Here is a 22,612-nt window from a genome sequence, read left to right as displayed (position 1 = left end):
TTTAGAACCGGATGGTTTTCAGGTTGCGGTTTTTACGCAGATGCATCCGGATTATGGCAGTCGTATCCCTATTGTGTTCCATCCCGACAAGGATTTTGTGTAGCACATCGGCATTGCGGACCTGGTAGTTCAAATCGAAAAAGGCGTATCCTTTATACACGCCGTTTTCAATCAGTACTGCACTTCGTTCCGAAACATTTCGGCCGCGATCAAGGATAATCATGTTTTCATCGGTAAATGTATAATCGGCAATAAAACCGTTTACGCGAACATTGTAATCTGCTGCAGAAACCATCCCGACACAAGCACCGTCACAGGTTTTGAGCGTATACGAATGGCAGTTTTCCTTTGAATCGTCTATTCCGGTCAGTTTTGGGCAAAGCTCATAGCGTTGCGTGATGCGATGCATGGCCGATTTGGCTTCGACAATCGAATTGAAAGCCGTAATTTCTTTTTTGGACCGGTCGAATTTTTCAACGCTGAGCCGCAAATATCCCGATTTGTCCAAATGCGAATACATAGCCCATTGGAACTGCGTCTTTTTTTGTGACCGGTTGTATTTTGGCCGGTGTACCTTGACTTCCTGGCTTTCTTTGAGCAAAGCAACCAATTCGCTTCCCGTTTCCTCGAACGTGACTTCGTAGGTTTCGAGCTGTATTTTCTTGCATTTGGCTGTTGTTCCGGTAAAATGCTGGTTGACCCGTTTGCGCATGTTGCGGCTTTTGCCAATGTAAATGATCGTGCCGTCTTCTTTGTGCAAATAGTAGATTCCGGTTCTTGAAGGCACTTTGTCGAGTAAATCCATCAGCCTCGGAACCATTCCTTTCTCTACTTCGGTCTTGATGAATGTCTTTACGATTTCTTTTTCGACATCTTTTTCAAGCAACATCTTGAACAACTTGACGGTAGCCATCGCATCTCCATTGGCTCTGTGCCTGTCTGCGACCGGAATGCCAAGCGACCGTGCGAGTTTGCCAAGACTGTACGAAGGCATATCTGGAATCAATCGTTGGGCAAGTTCGACCGTATCCAGTGTCTGTGCCTGCCAGTCAAAACCAAGCCGCCTGAATTCGGTGCGGATAACACGGTAATCGAAAGAAGAGTTGTGGGCTACAATGATACAGCCGTCCGTAATTTCAAGGATGCGTTTGGCGACTTCATAGAATTTGGGCGCCGATTGCAGCATGGCATTGCTAATACCGGTGAGTTTGACCACAAAAGGCTGGATCGGGATTTCGGGATTGACAAGGCTGATGAATTGGTCTGTGACTTCATGCCCGTCAAAGCGGTAGATTGCAATCTCGGTAATGCCTTCTTCATTAAAGGCACCGCCGGTAGTTTCTATGTCGAGAATGGCGTACAATAGATTGTTGGACTTTTGGATTTTTAGATTTCCTGTCTTTTTGGACTTTTCAGTCTTTCCCGACTTTTCGGTCTTTCCTGACTTTTCGGACTAAAAATAAGTTCTTTCCCCAAATATACTACTTCCAATCCGAACCATATTGCTTCCGGATGCTATTGCGAGCTTATAATCGCCGCTCATTCCCATAGAGAGGATTTCGGGAGAAAAATTATCGGTCACAGGAAGTTTCGATATAGCGTCAAATATTTTTTTAAGTGATTGGAATTCAGATGTCACCTGAGTTTCATCATCTGTAAACGAAGCCATTCCCATCAAACCTTTGATCGTACAATTTTTAATGTTTTTAAATTCGGCAGAATCCAGAATATCAAACAATTCGGTTTCATCAAGCCCGAATTTGGTTTCCTCAGTCGCAATGTGAACTTGTAAAAGGCACGGAATGATCCTATTGTTTTTCTGGGCCTGTTTATCGATTTCCTGAAGCAATTTAAATGAATCGACTCCATGAATCAAAGCTACGAAAGGCGCCATGAACTTGACTTTGTTTGTCTGTATATGCCCAATCATATGCCATTCGATGTCTTTTGGCAAGTCTTCGAATTTCGAGACCATTTCCTGTATTTTGTTCTCCCCAAAGATGCGTTGTCCTGAATTATAAGCCTCAAGAATAGCAGAAACCGGTTTTGTCTTTGAAACCGCAACAAGCGTAACCTGAGTCGGAAGCGACTTTTTTATTTCAGAAAGATTCTCGGATATAGACATTCAATTCCCGTATTTCAAATCAACACATAAACAAATCAACAACAGCTCACAATTCATAAATCACCAGTCCATTCCTGAACTTAGGTTCAATATAAGTGCTTTTTGGTGGAAGTATTTCATTCCTGTCCGCAACTGCCCGAATGGTTTCAAATGCAATCGGAAACAACGAAAACCCCACGGCAAATTCGCCACTGTCAACTTTTTCGATGATTTTAGTTATGGGCACATTTCCCGGCAGGTATTCGATACGGCTGCTGTTCCTTAAGTCCGTAATCTGGAAAATAGCTGAAAAAACAACATCATTGAGTAAATCGGCATCGGTCGCTGCAGTATTTTTTTTGGCAGATAAGGCAAAGAATTCACCTCCCATATACATTCCGAATTGCCCTTTTCGAGTCGGTTTCCACAATTCGCGACCGTGGTTTTCAATAACGAATGAGGCTTCCAGTTTGTGTAAAAGTTCCGCCTTATCCAAATGTTCCAGATTCCGGATTAACCGATTGTATTCATAGATATGCAACTCGGGTTCGGCAATCATAAAACCCATGACAAAACCCGCGGTTGTATTTTCAGGGTGTCGTTCCCATAATTCGTTGGCCGATGCGATACGGTGATGCCCGTCAGCTATGTATAAGGATGGGATTTCTGAAAAAGCCTTTCTCACCAATTCAATATCCGAAGGCTCCTTGATACGCCATAGTGTGTGCAAATCTTTGTTCGGGCTCGAAAAATGATAGAGCGGGCGCTTGTTTTTCTTTTGAGCAATATAATCGGCAAGTTCTTTTTTTTCCGGATAGGAAATCAACACAGGTTCCGTATTGAAACCTGTCATTTCAAGATAATCACTAAAATGGGCGACGCGGTATTCGAGTGTGTCTTCGTGCCGTTTGATGTTACCATCGCGATAATCCTCAAGTGAAATCCCGCCGATTATTCCCGTGAAAGTCCTGTCGCCGCTTTTGGTTTCGTACAGATAATACATCGGATATTCTTCCGAAAGCAAAATCCCGGAGTGCTTGAATTCATGGTACTTATCGCGCACATTGCCAAAACGTTTCTGTGGTTCTTCCTTTTGTACATTGACAAAACCCGGATGCAAAATGTGCAGGAACGAATACGGATTGAAATCAAGTTGGGCCGCCAGTTCCGCTGCTCCATAATCTTCATAGGGCCGAGATGTTACCAGCGATGCTTTGTCGCGGGATGGACGAACGGCTTTGAAGGGAACTATGTTAGGCAAAATTCGAATTAACAATTACAGTTAATAATTAACAATGGGTACAAGGCTGGTGAAAAAACGATCACAAGAATTGTGATGAGACTTTCTCGGCTTTTTTGCTCTCGCTGTAATCGTAAAAGCCTTCTCCGGATTTTACACCGAGTTTTTTGGCGCGGACCATATTGACCAAGAGTGGGCAAGGAGCGTATTTAGGATTTTTGAAACCGTCATACATTACATTCAGGATAGCCAGGCACACGTCAAGTCCAATAAAGTCGGCGAGTTGCAAAGGCCCCATGGGATGCGCCATTCCGAGTTTCATGACCGTATCGATTTCATAGACTCCGGCGACACCGTTGTACAAGGTTTCAATCGATTCGTTTATCATCGGCATCAGGATCCTGTTCGCGACAAATCCCGGATAATCATTGACTTCAACAGGTACTTTATCAAGCTTTGTAGAAAGCTCCATGATAATTTTGGTGACTTCGTTAGATGTCGAATACCCGCGGATAATCTCAACCAGTTTCATAATAGGCACCGGATTCATGAAATGCATCCCTATGACGCGTTCCGGGTGGGCCACTACAGAAGCGATATGTGTAATGGAAATCGAAGATGTATTGGTCGCAAGAATCGTATTGTGGCTGCAGTATTGGTTGAGGTCGCTGAATATTTTGAGCTTGAGGTCACTATTTTCGGTTGCGGCTTCGATAACTAAATCTGCTCCGGTTACTCCGTCTTTTAAATCTGTGTAAGTAATCAGATTGGCTATGGTTTCGGTTCTTTTTTCTTCAGAAATAGTGCCTTTTGAAACCATCCGGTCCAGATTGGTCGCAATGGTCGCCATGCCTTTTTCAATGTTCTTTTCAGATACATCGATGAGTTTAACGGTGAAGCCGCTTTGCGCAAACGTATGGGCGATTCCGTTCCCCATGGTTCCGGCGCCAATTACAGCAATTGTATTCATTATTTTGATATTATTTTTTATTGAAATAGTCGATGATTTGGTAAGCCACGCGAAGTGCCTCGGTTCCATCTTCAAGGGTTACGACCGGCTGTGTATTGTTCACGATGGCATCCGCAAAGGTTTCCAGTTCATCCAATATGGCGTTGTTCTGGGAAATGTCCGGGTTGGAAAAATAGATTTGCTTACGGACACCTTCGGCGTTTTGGAGGATCATATCGAAGTCACCCGGATTTTCAGGCGCGTCTTTCATCTTGACGACCTCACATTTCTTTTCGAGGAAATCTACAGAGATATAAGCGTCTTTTTGGAAGAAGCGTGATTTGCGCATATTTTTCAATGAAATACGACTTGCCGTGAGGTTTGCGACGCATCCGTTCTCGAATTCGATACGGGCGTTGGCGATGTCCGGTGTGTCTGAAATGACCGAAACCCCGCTGGCGTGAATGGCCTTTACCGGAGATTTTACAACGCTGAGGATGACGTCTATATCGTGGATCATCAAATCGAGAACTACAGGAACATCGGTACCGCGCGGATTGAATTCGGCGAGGCGGTGCGTTTCAATGAACATTGGATTATGGATCATGTCGCGCGTGGCGATGAACGCAGGATTGAAACGTTCCACATGCCCGACCTGGCCTTTGACGTTGAATTCTTTTGCGAGTGCAATAATTTCCTCGGCTTCTTCAACGGTATTGGCGATAGGTTTTTCTATGAACACATGCTTGCCGGATTTGATGGCGACACGTGCACATTTGTAGTGCGAAAGCGTCGGCGTAACGATGTCGATGACGTCTACGGCGTGGATCAGGGTGGCAATGGTGTGGAAACGTTTATAACCGAATTCCAGGGAAATCTTTTCGGCGTGGTCCGGATTGTCGTCGTAAAAGCCGACCAATTCGTATTTATCAGATTGCTGTAATAAACGCAGGTGGATTTTGCCAAGATGGCCGGCACCCAAAACTCCGACTTTAAGCATACAGGTTGTTTTGAGCAAAAATAGGATTTTAAGTCGAATGTCAAATGTCGAATGACGAAAGACGAAAGAAAAACGAAAAGGGTAATTAAAATAGATTGCCTAGCCCGGATACAAGCGGTTAGCCCACAGTAAAGCGGCCCTGTTTTTTGGGTGTTTTTGAAGCGACCAACGGAAGCTCTCAAAAACGCCTCAAAAAGCCGGACGGTTTGCGAGGACTAATAGTGGCAGCCGGAATATGCTTCTAAAGACGAATGAGGAAAGACAAATGATGAAGGACTAAAAATGATGGTCTAAAAATTACAGATCCATTAGATTCAAACCTCAAATCTCAAATCAACATTCTATTATATTTGCAAAAACTTAGGTCCCCAAATTGAAAGATACTGCCAAACACCAAGGCCTGCGCAACCAACTGGTTTCCCAGTTAAAAGAAAAAGGAATCACAGATTTGCGTGTGCTAGATGCGATTTCCCGTATTCCGCGTCATTTATTTTTGGAATCCAGCTTCGCCGATTTCGCGTATCAGGACAAAGCGTTCCCCATTGCCGCCGGCCAGACTATTTCGCAACCTTTTACCGTAGCCTTCCAGTCTCAGTTGCTTCAGGTGAAAAAAGACGATAAGGTTCTCGAAATCGGAACAGGATCCGGTTACCAGACTGCGATTTTATGTGCGATGGGAGCAAAAGTGTATAGTATTGAACGACAGAATGAGCTGTTCAAGCAGACTTCGGTTTTCTTGCCCAAACTGGGAATCCGTCCGAAACATTTGTCTTTTGGCGACGGATACAAAGGTTTGCCGAACCACGCGCCATTCGATTCAATCATAGTCACAGCCGGTGCGCCTATTATTCCTTCCCCATTGATGGCGCAGTTGAAAGTAGGAGGAAGGCTTGTGATTCCGCTTGGTAACGAACATCAAATCATGACGTTGCTGATCCGGAAAAATGAAACTCAGTTTGAGAAACACGAGTTTGGGGAATTCCGGTTCGTTCCGCTCCTGGAGAATAAAAACTGATTATTTTTTTCGCAGTTCGGCTTTGATGGCTTCCATTTCGCGAAGTACTTTCTGGATGTCTGTTTCAGCAGATTCCGTTTCGGAAGTATCCAATTGGGATAGGACGCGTTTGAGTGCTTTGGTTGCAAGCGGTTCTTCGTTTATCGTATCCAACAATTTTTGGGTCAACCACCGTGTCACTAATTCCTGACGATCGCATTGATATAATTCGGCGAAATTCTCTATCTGGTCGCGTGTCGGCATGCGTTGGCCACTCTCGAATTTACTCAGTAAGGCCGGATCGATCTTTAAAAGGCGTGCGACTTCATGCTGCTTTAGGCCGATGGCTTCACGGGCTTCTTTCAGCATTTCTTTCATTAGCGGTATTCTTTTTTGATACGGTCGAGGTCGCGTTTGGTATCGTTTTCCTTGAGTGTCTCGCGTTTGTCGTATGTCTTTTTACCCCGGCACAAACCAATGTCGAGTTTCGCGATTCCTTTTTCATTGGTGAACAACCGCAACGGAATTATGGTCAGGCCTTTCTGGTCTACGCTGCGTTCGAGGCTTTTGAGTTCGCGCCTGTTGAGTAATAGTTTGCGTTCCGATTTTGAAAAATGGTTGAACGAATTCCCGAACGCATATTCTTCGATTGAGGTGTTTATGGCGAAAAGCTCGTTGTTGTGGAATTCACAGAAACCTTCCGTGATCTGGGCTTTCCCGAGGCGGATGGATTTGATTTCGGTTCCGGTAAGTACGATTCCGGCCGTGTAGGTTTCGAGGATTTCATAATCGAACCTGGCCCTTTTATTCTGGATGTTCACCGTTTTTTGCATAGCGTGCAAATATAATCAAAATGTGCGTTCAGGGATTTATCCGAACTTAAACGGTTAAAATCGGCTTGATGGTTTTTAAAACGATAATTTAGCGGCATCAACTTAAAGCCTTTAGATATGAATACACGCCTTTTGACGATGCTTTGTGCATTGTTGCTTTCGCTGACTTTGGTGAATTGCTCGAACCAGGATGAGTCCGGAATTGAATCACGATCTGCGCGGGACACGATTCCGTTAACCATCAAAGAAATTGATTCACGCATCAATAAGGTATTGGACAGCCAGACCTTATATAATTGGAAACGTTCCGATGATCACATGATCTGGAGCGCCGGTTATCATGGAAATTTTTTGTTTACGATTGGGTTTGGAAATTCAGCCGCTGATTTCGACAGGAGTAAATTCCCGCAGCATATGCAGTTACAGAATCAGCTTCTTTTGAAAATTTCAGAAATGGAACAAAGGCCGATTGCGGACATTTTGGTACAATCTGAGAATTATCTTTGCCAGATTGATGTCATCATCAAAAAAGAAAGTACCGTTGCCGCTTTAAGACGAATGGCCGGTATTCGTTATATAGAACCGGCGGATTATTCATTTACAGGATTGATGGCACAGAACAGGAGCACTTTGAGTTCCTCTTCATCATCCGGTTGCGGATATACAACAGCCATACTTCCCATTGCAGATTATAGCGTGACAGCTCCGAATGCAAAAGTGCCGTGGAGTTTTACGTCTGTCCAAATTCCTCAGGCATGGAATCTAAGTAGTGGATCTGGCATCACGGTGGGAGTTATCGATACCGGTGTTTCTTCCGAACAAAGTTTACTGGGAAGTTCCTTTGCGGATGGCTATTCCTCGAATCGCAGTATTTCTAAATTTGGATTCTATGTGGATTCTATATGGCCCTGGTCGACAACTACAGATGGTTCATCTGATCTTTGCGGACACGGCACGAGCATGGTTTCTACAATTTCGGCCCCACGAAATGATAATGCGATGCCAACGGGAGTTGCCTATAACTGTAACATAATTTCCTGTCGTGCCGCATCTAATGTTTTGCTTGATGGCTATCATGAACAGAATGGGGTGAAGAATGCATTTACTTATCTGGCAAATATGGCTTCTGTCCGGATTATCTCAATGTCTATGGGACATATAATCACGGTAAGTAAAATAGAAGATGCTGTGAAATATGCTTATAGCAAGAACAAACTTATTTTTTGTGCGGCAGGTACATCAACTTCCTATACTAATTTTGTAGGTGTGATATTTCCAGCATCCATGACGGAAACCGTTGCCGTAACCGGCGTGAAAGAAGGTATATATCAGGCCTGTTCCGATTGTCACAGCGGAAGCAAGGTGGAATTTACAACACCCATGGAGAGAAGTGTCTCAGATAACCATGTTCCTGTCAATAGTTATTATAATAATGCTTCAGATTATATTGGTGGTTCATCTGTGGCTACGGCAACTGTGGCCGGTATCGCAACATTGGTTTGGGCACGATATCCCACATGGACAAGGGCTCAGGTATTGACGCGAATGAGAAGTTCGGGGAATTTTTATCCGGTAAAGCATACACAGTTCGGCTATGGAAATATAAATGCAAATTTGGCTGTCCAATAATGAAGGGACAAACAAGGGATGAACCCGGATTGTAGTTTTGATTCTGTAAAGGATTTTGTACCTTGATAGTATCAATATTGTTCTATTCAGCAGTAGATTTACAAAAAGATACTATGTCTCAATTCATAAAAATTTACGAAGACAAACCTTCGGAGTCGGCAATTGCCAAAGTAGTCAAAGTATTGCGTGAAGGTGGACTTGTTATTTATCCCACAGATACGGTTTATGGCTTGGGTTGCGATATCACCAACACTAAAGCTCTTGAGAAAATCGCACGCATAAAAGGTATAAAACTGGAAAAAGCCAATTTCTCCTTTGTGTGTTCCGATTTGAGCAATATCTCAGATTACGTAAAGCAAATAGACACTTCGACATTTAAATTATTGAAACGTGCGTTGCCCGGACCTTATACTTTTATCTTGCCTGGGAATAATAATTTACCCAAAGAGTTCAAGAAAAAGACCACAGTTGGGATTCGCGTTCCGAATAACAATATTGTTTTGGAATTGGTACGCCAGCTCGGTAATCCTATCGTTTCGACCTCCATTTACGACGATGATGAGGTTCTTGAGTATTCTACAGATCCGGAACTCATCTTTGAAAAATGGCAGAATTTAGTTGACGTCGTGATTGATGGTGGGTACGGAGGAAATGAGGCTTCAACAGTAATTGATTTGTCTGGATACGAGCCTGTTGTTGTCCGGGAAGGCAAAGGAGACCCAGATATTTTTTAAAGTTAATATTCGAATTCTCAATCAGGATCATAACATACTATTTTGTTTCAGTCATTTAAGCAAGTTATCATTTGGTTGATTTGACGGCATATATCTTTATCAAAATTTTATGTGATGAAGAGAATTCTATTATTGTTACTGTTTCCGTTTTGTCTTTGTGCCCAAACGTATGAGTGGGTGAAGTTTCCTTTGGTACAAATGCAGTACAATCCGGATTTGATTGGATACAGCGTTGCAAATGACCAATCTGGCAATTTATATTATGCCGGGTTTAAAGACGAGCCATTTATTTACAACGATATTCTGGGAAATCAATTCATCAATAAATACAATCCGGATGGTGAGCTGTTTTTCTCAAAGACGATTTCCGGACACGTACAGACACATAATCTTATTGTAGACAGCCAGCATAATATTATTGTCGCCCTCAAATTCGTCAATCAAATGACCATCGAGGATGTTGAATTCAGTACTGTTTCTCAAGGCGAACAGCACGTACTTGCAAAATTCAATAGCAATGGGGAATTACTTTGGTATGATTGGCTTCAACCCGCAGATATGGGAGGTAACTGGTATAATGAAATAGCCGAATTCCGGGCCTTGACGCTTGATGCAGATGATAATATCATAATAGGTTACAGTGATTTCTTCAAAAGTTTCCTCAAAAAGTACAGTCCGGATGGAACTCCGGGAATGCAGGTGGAACAGGTTTCCGTTCGCAGGATTTCATCGGTCAGTGTCGATGAGCAAGGTAATTGGTATGCGGCAGGTTCCTGCATTGATTTCAATGCGCAATTTGCAGGTGTACCGTTGGATACTGAATTCCCGTACACCGTTTATATTTCCAAGTATAATCCCCAAGGTATTTTTCAATGGGTAAAAGTCATTGAAGACATTACTTGCAGCGAGCCACACGTAGTTACCAAATCTGAGAATGAAATTTATTTTGCATCAGCCCTTTTTGGAACACTGGTCATAGATGGGATTACTTTGGAGAGTGAAGCGGCTACTGATTTTTATCTGCTCAAACTCAATTCAGAAGGAGCCGTTCAATGGGCCCGGGATACTCCGGCAAACGGTCGGTTTATTTTAGGCGACAGGAATTTCCTAAATCTGGACTCACAGGGAAATGTTTATGTCAGTGGGCAATCGGCCTCGCAAATAGATTGGGGTAATGGAATTAATACAAATATTTCGCTTTTCACTAATAATGGCATACTGGTTAAATATGATCCAGAAGGAATCGTTACCGCGGCCAAAACCGTAAGCAGTGACTATTCAAGTGTGAATGGATTGAGTATAAATATGCAGGGAGATGTCTTTGTTGCTGGAATGTCGATGGGATCGGCAGATTTTGATTCAATACATCACGAGCCTGAACAGCCTGACAATCATTATCCGTTTCTGGCCAAAATAAACATGGCGCCACTGGGAACAAACGATATTGGTTCGGATGTTATTATGGTTTATCCCAATCCTGCCACTTCGCAATTATTCGTGTCTGGAATAGATAGGAGTTCCCAAGTGAAAATTTACAATACAATTGGGCAAAAAGTTTTGGAAACCGTATCTGATTTTCAAAAGCCGATAGATGTCTCCGTACTCACTCAGGGAGTTTATATGCTAAAAATCAATGAATCTGAAACCATAAGGTTCATCAAGAAATAATTTATCGGAAAAAGAAATACCTGTTACCATTTGTTTAAACGCCAACGCCCCGCTATTAACGGGGCGTTGGCTATTTATTTGGAAAGGAACATTATTATTTCCCTTGCTGGTTTTTCATTTCCTTTTCGATCATATCATAGAACTGATCAATTTTTGGAAGGATGACAATTCTGGTACGACGATTTGTGGCGCGGTTCTCGGCAGTGTTATTTTCAACCAACGGAATATATTCTCCACGTCCGGCAGCGATCAACTGTTTAGGTGCAACTCCAAGGTCTTTTGTAAGAACACGGATAATTGATGTTGAACGTTTCACGGATAAATCCCAGTTGTCAAGCAACGTTCCATTGGAAACATAAGGTACGTTGTCTGTATGACCTTCAACCATACATTCAAAATCTGGCTTGGAATTGATCACTTTGGCGACCTTAGCCAATACTGCTTTCGCGCCATCGCTTACATTATAACTGCCACTTTTGAACAACAACTTATCGGCGATTGAAATAAATACCACTCCTTTTTCAACATTGACCTGGATATCAGGGTCATTTATTCCGACTTCTCGTTTCAGGCTTGTGACTAAAGCCAGCGTAACACTGTCTTTACGTGTAAGCGCATCCTGAAGTCTTGTGATTTTCAAATCTTTCTCCTTCATGCTTTCCAGAGATTTTTCCAGATTTGCAGCGCCTTTAGAAGATAAGGTTGTCACATTCCCCACCGTATTCATCAAATCAGCATTGTTCTTCTTAAGGTAATCGATCTGGCTGTTAAGCGCCTCTTTTTCGGAAAGGCAGGTATTGAGTTTGACGGTTGCCGTGTTCAGCAAATCCTGAATTTCCTTGTTCTTTGCCTCACATTCGGCGAGCTTTTTTTTAGTTCCGCACGAACTCAATGACAGAGCTACTACAGATAAAGCTAGAAGTGCTTTTTTCATCTTGATTTCTAAATTAGGTTCTTTACAAAAATAGCCCAACACTTTTTTTAACAGAAATAGAAGGGCTTAAACTATTGTTAAAATAAATCCGTAAAGCGTTTTTTGCCTTGGATAAAATAGGAAAATATTAAATTTTTAACGGCAAAGTACGAATCATATTGTGAATTTTTTCTTTTTACTAAAGTTGATGGCAGCCGCTTGTAGAATCCGAAATGTGCATGGGCGACTTCAAAAAAATGCCTGATTTTCCCTTGAAACAAAAAGCGAATCGCAGCGATTCCGTCCAGGCAAAGCCGAATGAAAATGACAGGAATAAGCCTTTTCGACGGAAGGTTCTTGGCCAGCATCAACAGTGAATTCCGAAAGTTGAGGTAGGTTTTTCGCGGATGTCCTTCATTTAATGTGGCGCCACCTAGGTGATAAACTGTAGATTGTGAAATATAAAAAGCCTCATGGCCTGAGTTAAAAGCACGCCAGCACAGGTCAATTTCTTCCTGATGTGCAAAAAAGTCCTCATCAAAACCTCCAAGGTTATCAAAAATGGTTTTCCGGATAAAGAAACACGCGCCGCTCGCCCAAAAAATGGTATGGTCGTCATTATATTGTCCTTCGTCCTTTTCCAGGGTGTCAAAAAGTCTCCCGCGACAGAACGGATACCCGAATTTATCTATGAAGCCACCTGCAGCACCTGCATACTCAAATAGGCCTTTGTTTTTATAATCAAGGATTTTAGGTTGGATGATACCGGTTTCGAGATTCGATTCAAATCTGGACCTTACGGAATCGAGCCAGCCGTTTGTGACTTCGATGTCTGAATTGACAAGCGCATACACATCGGCATCGATAGATTTCAAGGCCTCGTTGTATCCGCCGGCGAAACCGTAATTTTTATTGTTGACTACAATTTTGACCGATGGAAATTCCGATTTCAGTACAGCGACCGAATCATCAGTAGAAGCATTATCGGCAACCCAGATTTCGGCATCAGGTGAATAATTTACCACAGATGGCAGGAACTTCCGAAGCAATCCGGCTCCGTTCCAATTCAATATGACAATGGCGATTCGCAATGATTGGCTCATATGGATTTTGGTTTAGGATAGGATGGAAGCGACCTTAAGAAATTATATCGTCCATTCGTGTAATCGAGTTTGCAGAAGTAGTGCGAAAGACCATTTGTCACCATCAGATAATCCGCTTTCATTGACAGATTATAACGGGCGATCTGGTCGAAAACATGCTGGCCAACCATAACTTCAGGTGCTTTGCATTCTACAAGTAAAAAAACGGAACCATCTGTATTATAGATAACTATGTCGTATCGTTTGGATAATCCATTCAGATTTATCAATCGCTCTACATTTAACAAACCTGTCGGGTAGTTGAGTTCGTTCAACAGGAATTTCACTGTATGCTGGCGGACCCATTCTTCCGGTGTAAGTACCACGAATTTCTTGCGTGTTTCACAAAAGATCAACGTCTGTCCGTTGTCTTTTTTATATCGGAACTGATAGGCAGGAAACGATAATTCACGCATGCTGCAAAGAAACGAAATTTTACCATCGTCGTTGGTTTAAAACTTCATCCGGAAATTGTTTTCCATACAAGGTGTAAAGCTTATTTTTGACGGGACACATCATTTATGGAAGAAGCAGCGAAAATTGTAAGCGACATTAAGGCCGGAAAGGTAAAGCCGCTGTATCTGCTCATGGGCGAAGAGCCATATTATATTGACAAAATCAGCGAGTATCTCGAAAATAATTTGCTGGCCGAGGAAGAAAAAGGTTTCAACCAAACCGTGGTGTATGGTCGGGATACTTCGGTAGACGACATCGTATCGTCTGCAAAACGCTATCCGATGATGGCCGAAAGACAACTCGTAGTGGTCAAAGAAGCCCAGGAATTGGTCAAGACTTTCGAAAAATTCGAAGCTTACGCAGATAATCCCACGCCGAGCACGGTACTCGTCATTTGCTATAAATACAAAACGGTAGATAAACGAAAGAAAGTCCTCAAGAATTTTGAGAAGAACGGTGTTGTTTTCGACAGTGCCAAACTTCGCGATTACCAGGTTTCATCATGGATAGAGCGCGTTTTGAAAGGGCGCGGCTATGGTATAGAACCAAAAGCGTGTGCGATGCTCGCGGAATTCCTCGGAACCGACTTGTCCAAAATCAGCAATGAAATGGACAAACTCGCACTCGTGATTCCTAAAGGAAACATCATTTCGACCAAAGATATCCAGGAAAATATCGGTTTCAGCAAAGACTATAATGTATTCGAGCTAAGAAAGGCTTTGGGTGAAGCCAATCGGTTGAAAGCGTATCAGATTGCCAAATATTTTGCGGACAATCCAAAGGATAATCCAATGGTTGTCACGACGAGCCTTGTATTCCAGTTTTTTGTCCAGTTGCTTCAGTATCATGGATTGAAAGACAAGAAAACGGCGGCATCGGTACTCAAAGTATCCCCGTATTTCATCAAGGATTATGAAATGGCTGCGCGAAACTATCCTATGAAAAAGGTCAGCGGCATTGTAAACAACCTGCGGAAAATTGATATAAGAAGCAAAGGCGTAGGCGCATCGTTGACTAACGGCGACCTTTTGAAAGAGATGCTGATAGGGATTTTTGACTGACGATTCCATTTGTCGATTTAGGATTTCCAATGATTGATTTAACCGAAGGAATTCCGATATTTACAGCCCTTAAAAAATAAAATGAAAACGAACAAAAACACAATCCTTGGCTGGGCCACTTTCATTATGGTCCTCATGGGATTATTACTGATAGGATTAGGAATTTTCAGATATACTGATGTCGCAGGTTGGGGATTCGGAGCCGTCGGTCTTGGTTTTTTAGCCAACGCCTGGGTTTTCAGTTCACTCAAAGGCCGTGTCTGATCAATAAAAAATAAAAATACCAATAAAAAATAACCTCCATGTCCGACGATAAAAAAGTCATATTCTCCATGTCGAAAGTCTCCAAGACGTATTCGGCTAACAACAAACAGGTCTTAAAAGACATTTACCTCAGTTTTTTCTACGGTGCAAAAATAGGGATTCTGGGTCTGAACGGATCCGGTAAATCGTCATTACTCCGCATCATTGCTGGTGTCGATAAAAATTATCAGGGCGATGTGGTCTTTGCCCCGAATTACACCGTTGGTTATCTGGAGCAGGAGCCGCAACTCGACGAAAATAAAACCGTAATCGAAATCGTCCGTGAAGGCGTTGCCGGAACCATGGCTGTTTTGGAGGAATTCAACAAGATAAACGATCAATTCGGATTGCCCGAAGTCTATGAAGATGCAGACAAAATGCAAAAACTCATGGATCGACAGGCCGAACTTCAGGATAAAATTGACGCTTTAGGAGCCTGGGAAATCGACAACAAACTCGAAGTGGCCATGGATGCGTTGCGTACACCGGATCCGGACACGCCCATCAAAGTTCTTTCTGGTGGTGAAAAACGCCGGGTAGCCTTGTGTCGTCTTTTGCTTCAACAGCCAGACGTATTGTTGCTTGATGAACCGACGAACCACCTTGACGCCGAATCGGTATTGTGGCTAGAGCAACATTTACAGCAATATCCGGGAACCATCATCGCCGTCACCCACGACCGTTATTTCCTTGATAATGTGGCCGGATGGATACTCGAACTCGACAGGGGAGAAGGCATTCCGTGGAAAGGAAACTATTCATCCTGGCTCGAACAAAAAGGAAAACGATTGGAGCAGGAAGAAAAAACGGCTTCCAAACGGCGAAAAACCCTGGAACGCGAGCTCGAATGGGTTCGTCAGGGAGCAAAAGGACGTCAGACCAAACAAAAAGCTCGTCTTCAGAACTACGACAAATTATTGAATGAAGACCAGAAAGAGCTCGATGAAAAACTCGAAATCTATATCCCGAACGGGCCGCGTCTCGGAACCAACGTTATCGAGGCTGATCACGTAGCCAAAGCATTCGGTGAAAAATTATTGTATGACAACCTGAACTTTAAATTGCCACAGGCAGGGATAGTCGGTATCATCGGGCCGAATGGAGCCGGAAAAACGACGATCTTTAAAATGATCATGGATGAATTGCAACCCGATGCAGGTGCATTTGCCGTTGGAGATACGGTTAAGATCGCTTACGTCGATCAGTCGCATTCGAACATAGATCCGGAAAAAACCATCTGGGAAAATTTCGCAGACGGTCAGGAACTGATCATGATGGGCGGGAAGCAGGTCAATTCAAGGGCTTATTTGAGTCGTTTCAATTTTGGCGGAAGCGACCAGAATAAAAAGGTATCGATGCTTTCCGGTGGTGAACGAAACCGACTGCATCTGGCCATGACGCTCAAAGAAGAAGGAAACGTGTTGCTTTTGGATGAGCCGACGAACGACCTCGATATCAATACGCTTCGTGCGCTTGAAGAAGGCCTTGAGAATTTCGCCGGATGTGCCGTCGTCATTTCCCACGACCGTTGGTTCCTCGACAGGATTTGTACACACATTCTGGCTTTTGAAGGAAATTCCGAAGTGTATTTCTTTGAAGGCGGTTTCAGCGATTATGAGGAAAACAAAAAGAAAAGGCTGGGTGTCGATCTTACTCCGAAACGAATCAAGTACCGCAAACTCATCCGCAATTAAAATTCAAATCCCGCTACAATACAGCGGGATTTTTTTTGGTCGTTCAACTATCCAAACTTTTTGGTCCGGACAAAAAAGGTAACGACTTGTTCTGTATATTTGGATAACCAAACCGACCAAATGTTATTGCGCAACCTGTTGTCCCTCGCGTTTCTTTGCGGCATTTTCTGCGCGCAGGCCCAATCTACGGATACGGAAAAACGTGAAATCACAAAACTTACGGACATTGCCGACAACTATCTGGTCGAACTCAAATTCAAGGAATCCCTACAATATTCGCGCGAAGCTTTAAAACGTGCCGTCGCTATTGATGATGCTTATCTTATCGCTACGGCATATAACACCATTGCCGGTAATTACGACGAACTGTCAGAGCCGGATAAGGCTATCAATTATTACAACAAAGGCCTTGAATACGCGAATAAGACCCAAAATGATTCGCTCAAAAACTGGCTCAACAACAACCTTGGAAACATGTATTGTTTTGAGAAAAAGCAATACGAGAAAGGACTTTTCTATTATGACCGTTCGCTATACTTCAGCGAGCGTATAAAAGATACGGCCCAAATGGTATTCACCAAGCTTAATATGGGTTGGGCTTATTTCGACATTGGGCAATTTGAAAAAGGTGAACCATATCTGGAATACGTAAACCAGCATTTTGATAAATTCGGGAGAAAAAGCCTTGATGCAGCACGATTGCTACTGAATGCCATGCTTCTGTCACATAAAAATAAGGACGAAAAAGCGGCTGAGTATTTCAGGAAGGCCATGTCAACTGCAGCAAAAACAGGTGAAATATTGGATTTGTCCTATTCGTATCAGGAGTATTCAAAATTTCTTTACAAGAAAAACGATTATCGCAACGCTTACAAATACCTTGATCTTTACGGCCAGATAAAAGACTCGATCTACAACCAGGATAAACTCCAGGTGGCGGCCAACGAAGGACAGAATCTCGAACTCGACGAATACAAGCGTGCCGTCCAGCGTATTGAAGCCGAAAAGGAGATCCAGTCGCTGAGCCTTAAAAAATCACAGATAATTGTAATCCTGTTCGTGATAACGTTGCTGGCCCTTTTGCTATTGACGTATCTGCTGTACAAAAACAACTTGTTCCGAAAACAAAAGAACGCCGAGTTGCTGCTTACTAATGAAGAACTTCGCATCGCCAAGGAAAAAGCCGAGGAAGCCGCGCGGTTAAAAACCCAATTCGTTTCTACGATCAGCCATGAATTGCGGACGCCTTTGTATGGCGTTGTCGGAATTACCAACATGATTTCAGACGAGCATAAAGAGTTGAAGAACAGCCCGCATTTGAATTCGCTCAAGTTCTCCGCCAAGTATCTGTTGTCGCTTGTAAACGACATCCTTCAAATCAATAAAATCGAGGAGAAACGCGTGGTTCTGGAACACCTGACATTCAATCTTTCTGATGAATTGGCGACCATTCGCGATTCATTGCAGTTCATAGCTACCAAAAACCGAAATACGCTTATTCTTGAAACGGATCCGGAAATCCCTGAATTCCTGATTGGAGATAAGCTTCGTTTGTCCCAGATTTTCATGAATCTTGTCAGCAATGCGCTCAAGTTCACCCAAAACGGCGAGGTCCATATTTCAGCAAAACAGGAAAAGATAGAAGGCAATATGCATTTTATCCATTTCAGTATTTCAGATAACGGGATCGGGATCGCGAAAGAAGATCAGGATAAGATTTTCGAGAAGTTTGTCCAGATCGAACGCAAGGAAAGTGATTATCAGGGAACCGGGCTCGGCTTGTCAATCGTCAAAAAACTCATTGAACTTTTCGGGAGCGAGATACAATTGGAAAGTGCCGAAGGCGCAGGAACCACATTCAGTTTTACCATTCCGCTGGAACACAATCCGGAAAAGGCGAATGAGATTGTCAACAACATCGAGGTCGATTTGACTTCCGGCCAGATTTTCAACGTTTTGGTTGTAGAAGACAACAAGATCAATCAGATGGTGACCAAGAAAATCCTTGAAAACCACAGTTTCAAATGCCAGATTGTAGACGATGGGATTGCCGCACTTGCCATGCTCCAGAAGAAAAACAAGTACGATTTGATCCTGATGGATATCAATATGCCCGTAATCAACGGGTTTGAAACCACAAGACGGATCCGTGCCATGGGTATCGAAACCCCAATCGTTGCATTGACCGCTTACGACAAAGGTGAAATTACAGAGGAAGCCATATCTGCCGGAATGAACGACATTATCATCAAGCCATTTGAGCCTGTAAAGCTATTTCAGGTCATCATGGGGCAGATCAATAAAAAGGAGAATTGAATTAATAATTAACAAGTAACGATTACTAATTATTTCACGAGAATAATAAGCGTTTCCGGTGTAAACTAAGTCCGCTCTGAAAGAAAGGCGGTCATAGCCGACATTGTTAATTATTAATTGTTAATCGTTAATTGTCAGTACCAGCGTTTCTTATTCTGTTTCGAAGCTTCCGATTTTCTTGAATTCGGATTTCCGGATTTTGCTTTTCCACTTCTCTGTCCTTTTGTATTCAAAGGTTTTTGTTGTGTTTCTGATTGTGCCGAACCTTCTTTCCAAGGATACGGATGATCTTCGATGATCTTTGCCGATACTTTCGTGAGTTTCTGGATGTCTTTCCAATACGGCGCTTCATCTGGCCCGCAGAATGAAATGGCAATGCCTTCTTTTCCTGCTCTTCCGGTTCGCCCGATTCGGTGAACATACGTCTCGGGAATATTCGGTAAATCAAAGTTTATGACGAATGGAAGCTGTTCAATGTCGATTCCACGTGCAGCTATATCCGTAGCTACCAAAACACCCACTTCGCGATTCTTGAACGCTTCAAGGACCCGTTGTCTTGCGTTTTGGGATTTATCTCCGTGGATCGCTTCTGCCGCCACACCTTTTTTGCGGAGTGAACGCACTACATTATCGGCTCCGTGTTTGGTGCGGGAAAAAACGAGTAGCTGATCCAGTTTTTCATTGCGGATCAAATGATACAATAGGTTTCTCTTTTCAGACTTATCGACAAAATAGATACGTTGTTCAACACGTTCGGCTGTAGATGAGACAGGAGCGACCTGCACACTGGCGGGATCGGTAAGGAACATTTCGGCCAACTCGCGTATCTGCATCGGCATGGTTGCAGAGAATAATAACGTCTGACGGTTGTCCGGAGTCAGTTTGACGATTTTCTTGACATCGTTTATAAAGCCCATGTCAAGCATCTGGTCGGCTTCATCCAGAACCAGTACATGCAGATGGTTTAGGTCGACAAAGCCCTGCTTGTGCAAATCGAGCAAACGTCCGGGAGTCGCTATCAATATGTCAACACCACGTTTTAACTGGTCAACCTGTGGGACCTGTGACACGCCGCCAAAAATGGTCAGTTGACGCAGATTGGTATATTTTCCGTACGTATCGAACGACTCACCAATCTGTATGGCGAGTTCGCGTGTCGGTGTCACAATAAGGGCACGGATCACTTTATGACGCGAATTTGAATTCCCAAGACGATGCAGGTTATGGATGATCGGGATGGCAAAAGCGGCCGTTTTTCCGGTTCCAGTCTGGGCACAACCCACAATATCGCGTCCTTCGAGTACTACGGGAATCGCTTGTTGCTGGATTGGGGTCGGGGTGGTGTAACCTTCTTCGGAAACGGCTGTAAGTATGGATTTGGAAAGATTGAGATCTTCGAATTTCATGTTTGGATCGCCTGCGCTATGATTCGGAGGCGGTGCAAAGATAGGTGAAAAGGTGGGTTAACGGTGAATTGACCCATTCTGTAAAAATAAATAATGCCAATAACAATAAGTTTATTCTTCCGCCGGTTGTCTCGACTTAATGAAATCCGTCACCAGATATCCGATAAGCTTACCGATAAGGTGCTTCTTATTGACATCATCCAATTCCGGCGCCCCTTCACAAATATGTAAATACGATGCGCGTGGATGCCGGCCGAAAAAACTAACGAACCGGCGTAGTTCCAAAACCGAAAATCCACTCAGCGTCATCGAGCTGCTGGCTACATCCGGAATTGCGTCCAAATCTATTTCAAGCCCAAAATTGTCATTGCAGATAAAGGCGAGCGCAAATTGCATCTGTTCGTCAAAACGCTTTTCCTGGCGAACGGCGATTTCATCATAAGTCGTGAAACGGATACGGTCTTCTATTTTACGCAGTGTTTGCAATACCTGTTTTGAGACGTAATTTTCGTGAAGGCCAAAGATGTAGTACTTTTTGAGGAAACCTTCGTCAAAGGCGTATCTGAACCCATTTCCGTTGTGACGGAATTCAGGTATGCGAAAATCCGATTGTGAATCGAAATTGACCACATTGACCGGTTTTCCGTAGGCAAGGGCAGAACCTTTTATGTTCCCGTAGGCATTGTTCTGTCCGCCACCAATGATAACAGGAATCTTCCCCGCTTTCTGGATCGTAAATACCAAATGGGAAACTTCACGATCGATGCGTTGTACTATTTTTCCCAGTTTGACCCGATCCTGTGAATGGAGTAAATCGAGGCCGGCAGCTTCTTCCATTTCAGCTTTGACATCCAAATGACCTAGCGCCAGTATCAGGTTTCCTTTGCAGAATTTGTTGTGTTGCAAATTGCAGATGCTTTCCAATGCGGTCTGCCATGCCGAAGCAGCTCCGGAACGACCGAAATTCGCCCGTATGCCTATGTCTTCGGGAATTCCGAACAACACATATGGCGCATCGCTTTGCGAAATAAAATCGACACAATCGGCGCCTTTCGGAACCAATTGCATCTTTTCGCCAAAGCGTACTTCACCACTGCGGTGGCGTGTCAATTTGGCAATATCGGCCTGCCGCAGAAGCACTAATTTTTCCATTGAAAAGCATTTGGCCAAAAATAATATATTCCTTTAAACTTTCGTTAACATAGTTGGTGACTATCTTTAATAATATAAATTTGTTAAAATAACATCTAATAGAAAGCTATGGAAGGTCAAAACAACAATTCCAAATTAAAGGCAATCATTGTAATTCTTGCCATTTTATTAGCCGGTAGCCTGGCATACATGTGGAAAATGAGCAGCGATGCCAAAACAACCCAAACTACTTTGGTTACAGAAAAAGAATCTGTAATGAAAGATCTCGAGGCGCTTAAAGCTACTTACGATCAGGCCATTGCCGAAAACACATCCATGTCTGACGAACTTATCGCCGAGCGTGAAAAAGTAGTTAAGCTTATGGCAGAGCTGGAGAAATCCAAAGGAGATGTTGCCGCACTTTCAAAATACCGCGCGCAATATCGCGAACTTGAAGGCAAAATGAAGAATCTCATGGTTGAGGTCGAAACGCTCAAAAAAGAGAATGCAGGTCTTGTAGTCGAGCGTGACAGTACGGTGAAAGCATTGGGTGAACAAAAGAAATTCAACGACACCTTGGTTATCCAGAACGAAAACCTGGCCAAGACGGTTGAAAAAGGATCACAGCTTACCGTAATGAACCTGCGTACACAAGCCGTCAAGGAAAGAAGTTCAGGTAAATTGGTAGAAACAGAACGCGCCCGTCGTGTCGATAAACTGAAAGTTTGTTTTACGGTTGCCGAAAACAAGATTGCAAAATCTGGGGAAAAAACCTATTATGTACAGGTAATCGATCCAAAGAACAACGTACTTGGCGATAAGCAAACCGTAAATTTCGGAGACCAGACACTGACCTATTCGTTCACGACGACTACGAATTATGAAAACAAAGCCGTCGATGTTTGCGAATTACTTGCGGGCAAAGACTTTGAAAAAGGAGCATACTTCGTAAATATCTTCGATAAGAACGAATTGGTTTCCAAAACATCATTTACACTGAAATAAGAAAATAGTACTGAATAAGAAAGCCTGGTTTAGC

The 22,612-nt window shown here is 43.2% G+C and carries 21 protein-coding genes; 9 read left to right on the top strand and 12 right to left on the bottom strand.

Features of this window, described 5'->3' with window-relative positions:
* Position 1 precedes the first annotated feature (1 nt).
* From G6047_RS13790 to G6047_RS13770, 5 genes are all read right to left on the bottom strand, one after another.
* A complete protein-coding gene (locus G6047_RS13790; RefSeq protein WP_169528199.1) occupies positions 2-1,363 on the bottom strand; it encodes an exonuclease domain-containing protein in 1,362 nt (453 codons plus the stop codon).
* Between the two features lie 90 nt (positions 1,364-1,453).
* Positions 1,454-2,125, bottom strand: a complete 672-nt coding sequence (locus G6047_RS13785; protein WP_169528198.1) for a YggS family pyridoxal phosphate-dependent enzyme — start codon at positions 2,123-2,125, stop codon at positions 1,454-1,456.
* Positions 2,126-2,171: 46 nt separating this feature from the next.
* On the bottom strand, positions 2,172-3,365 hold the full coding sequence (locus G6047_RS13780) for a DUF1015 domain-containing protein (protein WP_169528197.1): 1,194 nt from the start codon (positions 3,363-3,365) through the stop codon (positions 2,172-2,174).
* Positions 3,366-3,426: 61 nt separating this feature from the next.
* A complete protein-coding gene (locus G6047_RS13775) occupies positions 3,427-4,314 on the bottom strand; it encodes a 3-hydroxyacyl-CoA dehydrogenase family protein (RefSeq protein WP_169528196.1) in 888 nt (295 codons plus the stop codon).
* Between the two features lie 10 nt (positions 4,315-4,324).
* Positions 4,325-5,293 carry a Gfo/Idh/MocA family protein gene (locus G6047_RS13770; RefSeq protein WP_169528195.1) on the bottom strand — a complete coding sequence of 323 codons (969 nt, stop codon included), beginning with the start codon at positions 5,291-5,293 and terminating at the stop codon, positions 4,325-4,327.
* Between the two features lie 373 nt (positions 5,294-5,666).
* On the opposite strand from G6047_RS13770, the gene G6047_RS13765 reads away from it, so the two are divergent.
* Positions 5,667-6,308 carry a protein-L-isoaspartate(D-aspartate) O-methyltransferase gene (locus tag G6047_RS13765; protein ID WP_169528194.1) on the top strand — a complete coding sequence of 214 codons (642 nt, stop codon included), beginning with the start codon at positions 5,667-5,669 and terminating at the stop codon, positions 6,306-6,308.
* Here the strand turns inward: G6047_RS13765 and G6047_RS13760 are convergent, their stop codons facing one another.
* The gene (locus tag G6047_RS13760) at positions 6,309-6,665 is read right to left on the bottom strand and encodes a helix-turn-helix domain-containing protein (RefSeq protein ID WP_169528193.1); all 357 of its coding nucleotides are present in this window, start codon (positions 6,663-6,665) and stop codon (positions 6,309-6,311) included.
* Positions 6,665-7,120, bottom strand: a complete 456-nt coding sequence (smpB, locus tag G6047_RS13755; RefSeq protein WP_169528192.1) for an SsrA-binding protein SmpB — start codon at positions 7,118-7,120, stop codon at positions 6,665-6,667. Before smpB ends, G6047_RS13760 begins: the two co-directional genes overlap by 1 nt.
* A gap of 117 nt (positions 7,121-7,237) precedes the next feature.
* Between smpB and G6047_RS13750 the strand changes: the two genes are divergently transcribed.
* From G6047_RS13750 to G6047_RS13740, 3 genes are all read left to right on the top strand, one after another.
* The gene (locus G6047_RS13750; RefSeq protein WP_235946551.1) at positions 7,238-8,749 is read left to right on the top strand and encodes a S8 family peptidase; all 1,512 of its coding nucleotides are present in this window, start codon (positions 7,238-7,240) and stop codon (positions 8,747-8,749) included.
* Between the two features lie 113 nt (positions 8,750-8,862).
* Positions 8,863-9,483 carry an L-threonylcarbamoyladenylate synthase gene (locus tag G6047_RS13745; RefSeq protein WP_169528191.1) on the top strand — a complete coding sequence of 207 codons (621 nt, stop codon included), beginning with the start codon at positions 8,863-8,865 and terminating at the stop codon, positions 9,481-9,483.
* Between the two features lie 114 nt (positions 9,484-9,597).
* Positions 9,598-11,151: a T9SS type A sorting domain-containing protein gene (locus G6047_RS13740; protein ID WP_169528190.1), complete on the top strand. Its 1,554-nt coding sequence runs from the start codon at positions 9,598-9,600 to the stop codon at positions 11,149-11,151.
* 94 nt (positions 11,152-11,245) lie between these two features.
* Here the strand turns inward: G6047_RS13740 and G6047_RS13735 are convergent, their stop codons facing one another.
* The 3 genes from G6047_RS13735 to G6047_RS13725 form a co-directional block, all read right to left on the bottom strand.
* A complete protein-coding gene (locus tag G6047_RS13735) occupies positions 11,246-12,085 on the bottom strand; it encodes an OmpA/MotB family protein (RefSeq protein ID WP_169528189.1) in 840 nt (279 codons plus the stop codon).
* 77 nt (positions 12,086-12,162) lie between these two features.
* Positions 12,163-13,167, bottom strand: coding sequence for a glycosyltransferase family 2 protein (locus G6047_RS13730; RefSeq protein WP_169528188.1), 1,005 nt, complete (start codon positions 13,165-13,167; stop codon positions 12,163-12,165).
* On the bottom strand, positions 13,164-13,622 hold the full coding sequence (locus G6047_RS13725; protein WP_169528187.1) for a type I restriction enzyme HsdR N-terminal domain-containing protein: 459 nt from the start codon (positions 13,620-13,622) through the stop codon (positions 13,164-13,166). Before G6047_RS13725 ends, G6047_RS13730 begins: the two co-directional genes overlap by 4 nt.
* A gap of 105 nt (positions 13,623-13,727) precedes the next feature.
* Here G6047_RS13725 and holA point away from each other — a divergent pair, with 105 nt between their 5' ends.
* The 4 genes from holA to G6047_RS13705 all read left to right on the top strand — a co-directional run bounded on the left by holA (position 13,728) and on the right by G6047_RS13705 (position 19,036).
* On the top strand, positions 13,728-14,723 hold the full coding sequence (gene holA / locus G6047_RS13720; protein ID WP_169528186.1) for a DNA polymerase III subunit delta: 996 nt from the start codon (positions 13,728-13,730) through the stop codon (positions 14,721-14,723).
* A gap of 81 nt (positions 14,724-14,804) precedes the next feature.
* Positions 14,805-14,987 carry a CAL67264 family membrane protein gene (locus G6047_RS13715; protein ID WP_169528185.1) on the top strand — a complete coding sequence of 61 codons (183 nt, stop codon included), beginning with the start codon at positions 14,805-14,807 and terminating at the stop codon, positions 14,985-14,987.
* A 38-nt stretch (positions 14,988-15,025) separates the two neighbouring features.
* Positions 15,026-16,720, top strand: a complete 1,695-nt coding sequence (gene ettA, locus G6047_RS13710; RefSeq protein WP_169528184.1) for an energy-dependent translational throttle protein EttA — start codon at positions 15,026-15,028, stop codon at positions 16,718-16,720.
* A gap of 120 nt (positions 16,721-16,840) precedes the next feature.
* Positions 16,841-19,036 (top strand): ATP-binding response regulator, encoded by a 2,196-nt coding sequence (locus G6047_RS13705; RefSeq protein WP_169528183.1) that lies wholly within the window; start codon positions 16,841-16,843, stop codon positions 19,034-19,036.
* A 134-nt stretch (positions 19,037-19,170) separates the two neighbouring features.
* On the opposite strand, the gene G6047_RS13700 is transcribed toward G6047_RS13705, so the two are convergent.
* Entirely contained in the window at positions 19,171-20,442 is a 1,272-nt protein-coding gene (locus tag G6047_RS13700; RefSeq protein WP_169528182.1) for a DEAD/DEAH box helicase, read from the bottom strand.
* A gap of 111 nt (positions 20,443-20,553) precedes the next feature.
* Positions 20,554-21,594: a formimidoylglutamase gene (locus tag G6047_RS13695; protein ID WP_169528181.1), complete on the bottom strand. Its 1,041-nt coding sequence runs from the start codon at positions 21,592-21,594 to the stop codon at positions 20,554-20,556.
* Between the two features lie 108 nt (positions 21,595-21,702).
* Here G6047_RS13695 and G6047_RS13690 point away from each other — a divergent pair, with 108 nt between their 5' ends.
* A complete protein-coding gene (locus G6047_RS13690) occupies positions 21,703-22,578 on the top strand; it encodes a GAS domain-containing protein (RefSeq protein WP_169528180.1) in 876 nt (291 codons plus the stop codon).
* Positions 22,579-22,612: the final 34 nt, after the last annotated feature.

The organism is Flavobacterium silvaticum (assembly GCF_012911565.1).
GTDB classification, from domain to species: Bacteria; Bacteroidota; Bacteroidia; order Flavobacteriales; family Flavobacteriaceae; genus Flavobacterium; species Flavobacterium silvaticum.
This window is presented reverse-complemented; position numbering and strand designations above follow the sequence as displayed.

Bases quoted from the DNA above. Each gene is read 5' to 3' on its own strand.
- G6047_RS13785 (WP_169528198.1), bottom strand. From the start codon at position 2,125: ATGTCTATATCCGAGAATCTTTCTGAAATAAAAAAGTCGCTTCCGACT.
- G6047_RS13775 (WP_169528196.1), bottom strand. From the start codon at position 4,314: ATGAATACAATTGCTGTAATTGGCGCCGGAACCATGGGGAACGGAATC.
- G6047_RS13770 (WP_169528195.1), bottom strand. From the start codon at position 5,293: ATGCTTAAAGTCGGAGTTTTGGGTGCCGGCCATCTTGGCAAAATCCAC.
- G6047_RS13760 (WP_169528193.1), bottom strand. From the start codon at position 6,665: ATGAAAGAAATGCTGAAAGAAGCCCGTGAAGCCATCGGCCTAAAGCAG.
- smpB (WP_169528192.1), bottom strand. From the start codon at position 7,120: ATGCAAAAAACGGTGAACATCCAGAATAAAAGGGCCAGGTTCGATTAT.
- G6047_RS13750 (WP_235946551.1), top strand. From the start codon at position 7,238: ATGAATACACGCCTTTTGACGATGCTTTGTGCATTGTTGCTTTCGCTG.
- G6047_RS13745 (WP_169528191.1), top strand. From the start codon at position 8,863: ATGTCTCAATTCATAAAAATTTACGAAGACAAACCTTCGGAGTCGGCA.
- G6047_RS13740 (WP_169528190.1), top strand. From the start codon at position 9,598: ATGAAGAGAATTCTATTATTGTTACTGTTTCCGTTTTGTCTTTGTGCC.
- G6047_RS13735 (WP_169528189.1), bottom strand. From the start codon at position 12,085: ATGAAAAAAGCACTTCTAGCTTTATCTGTAGTAGCTCTGTCATTGAGT.
- G6047_RS13730 (WP_169528188.1), bottom strand. From the start codon at position 13,167: ATGAGCCAATCATTGCGAATCGCCATTGTCATATTGAATTGGAACGGA.
- G6047_RS13725 (WP_169528187.1), bottom strand. From the start codon at position 13,622: ATGCGTGAATTATCGTTTCCTGCCTATCAGTTCCGATATAAAAAAGAC.
- holA (WP_169528186.1), top strand. From the start codon at position 13,728: ATGGAAGAAGCAGCGAAAATTGTAAGCGACATTAAGGCCGGAAAGGTA.
- G6047_RS13715 (WP_169528185.1), top strand. From the start codon at position 14,805: ATGAAAACGAACAAAAACACAATCCTTGGCTGGGCCACTTTCATTATG.
- ettA (WP_169528184.1), top strand. From the start codon at position 15,026: ATGTCCGACGATAAAAAAGTCATATTCTCCATGTCGAAAGTCTCCAAG.
- G6047_RS13705 (WP_169528183.1), top strand. From the start codon at position 16,841: ATGTTATTGCGCAACCTGTTGTCCCTCGCGTTTCTTTGCGGCATTTTC.
- G6047_RS13700 (WP_169528182.1), bottom strand. From the start codon at position 20,442: ATGAAATTCGAAGATCTCAATCTTTCCAAATCCATACTTACAGCCGTT.
- G6047_RS13695 (WP_169528181.1), bottom strand. From the start codon at position 21,594: ATGGAAAAATTAGTGCTTCTGCGGCAGGCCGATATTGCCAAATTGACA.
- G6047_RS13690 (WP_169528180.1), top strand. From the start codon at position 21,703: ATGGAAGGTCAAAACAACAATTCCAAATTAAAGGCAATCATTGTAATT.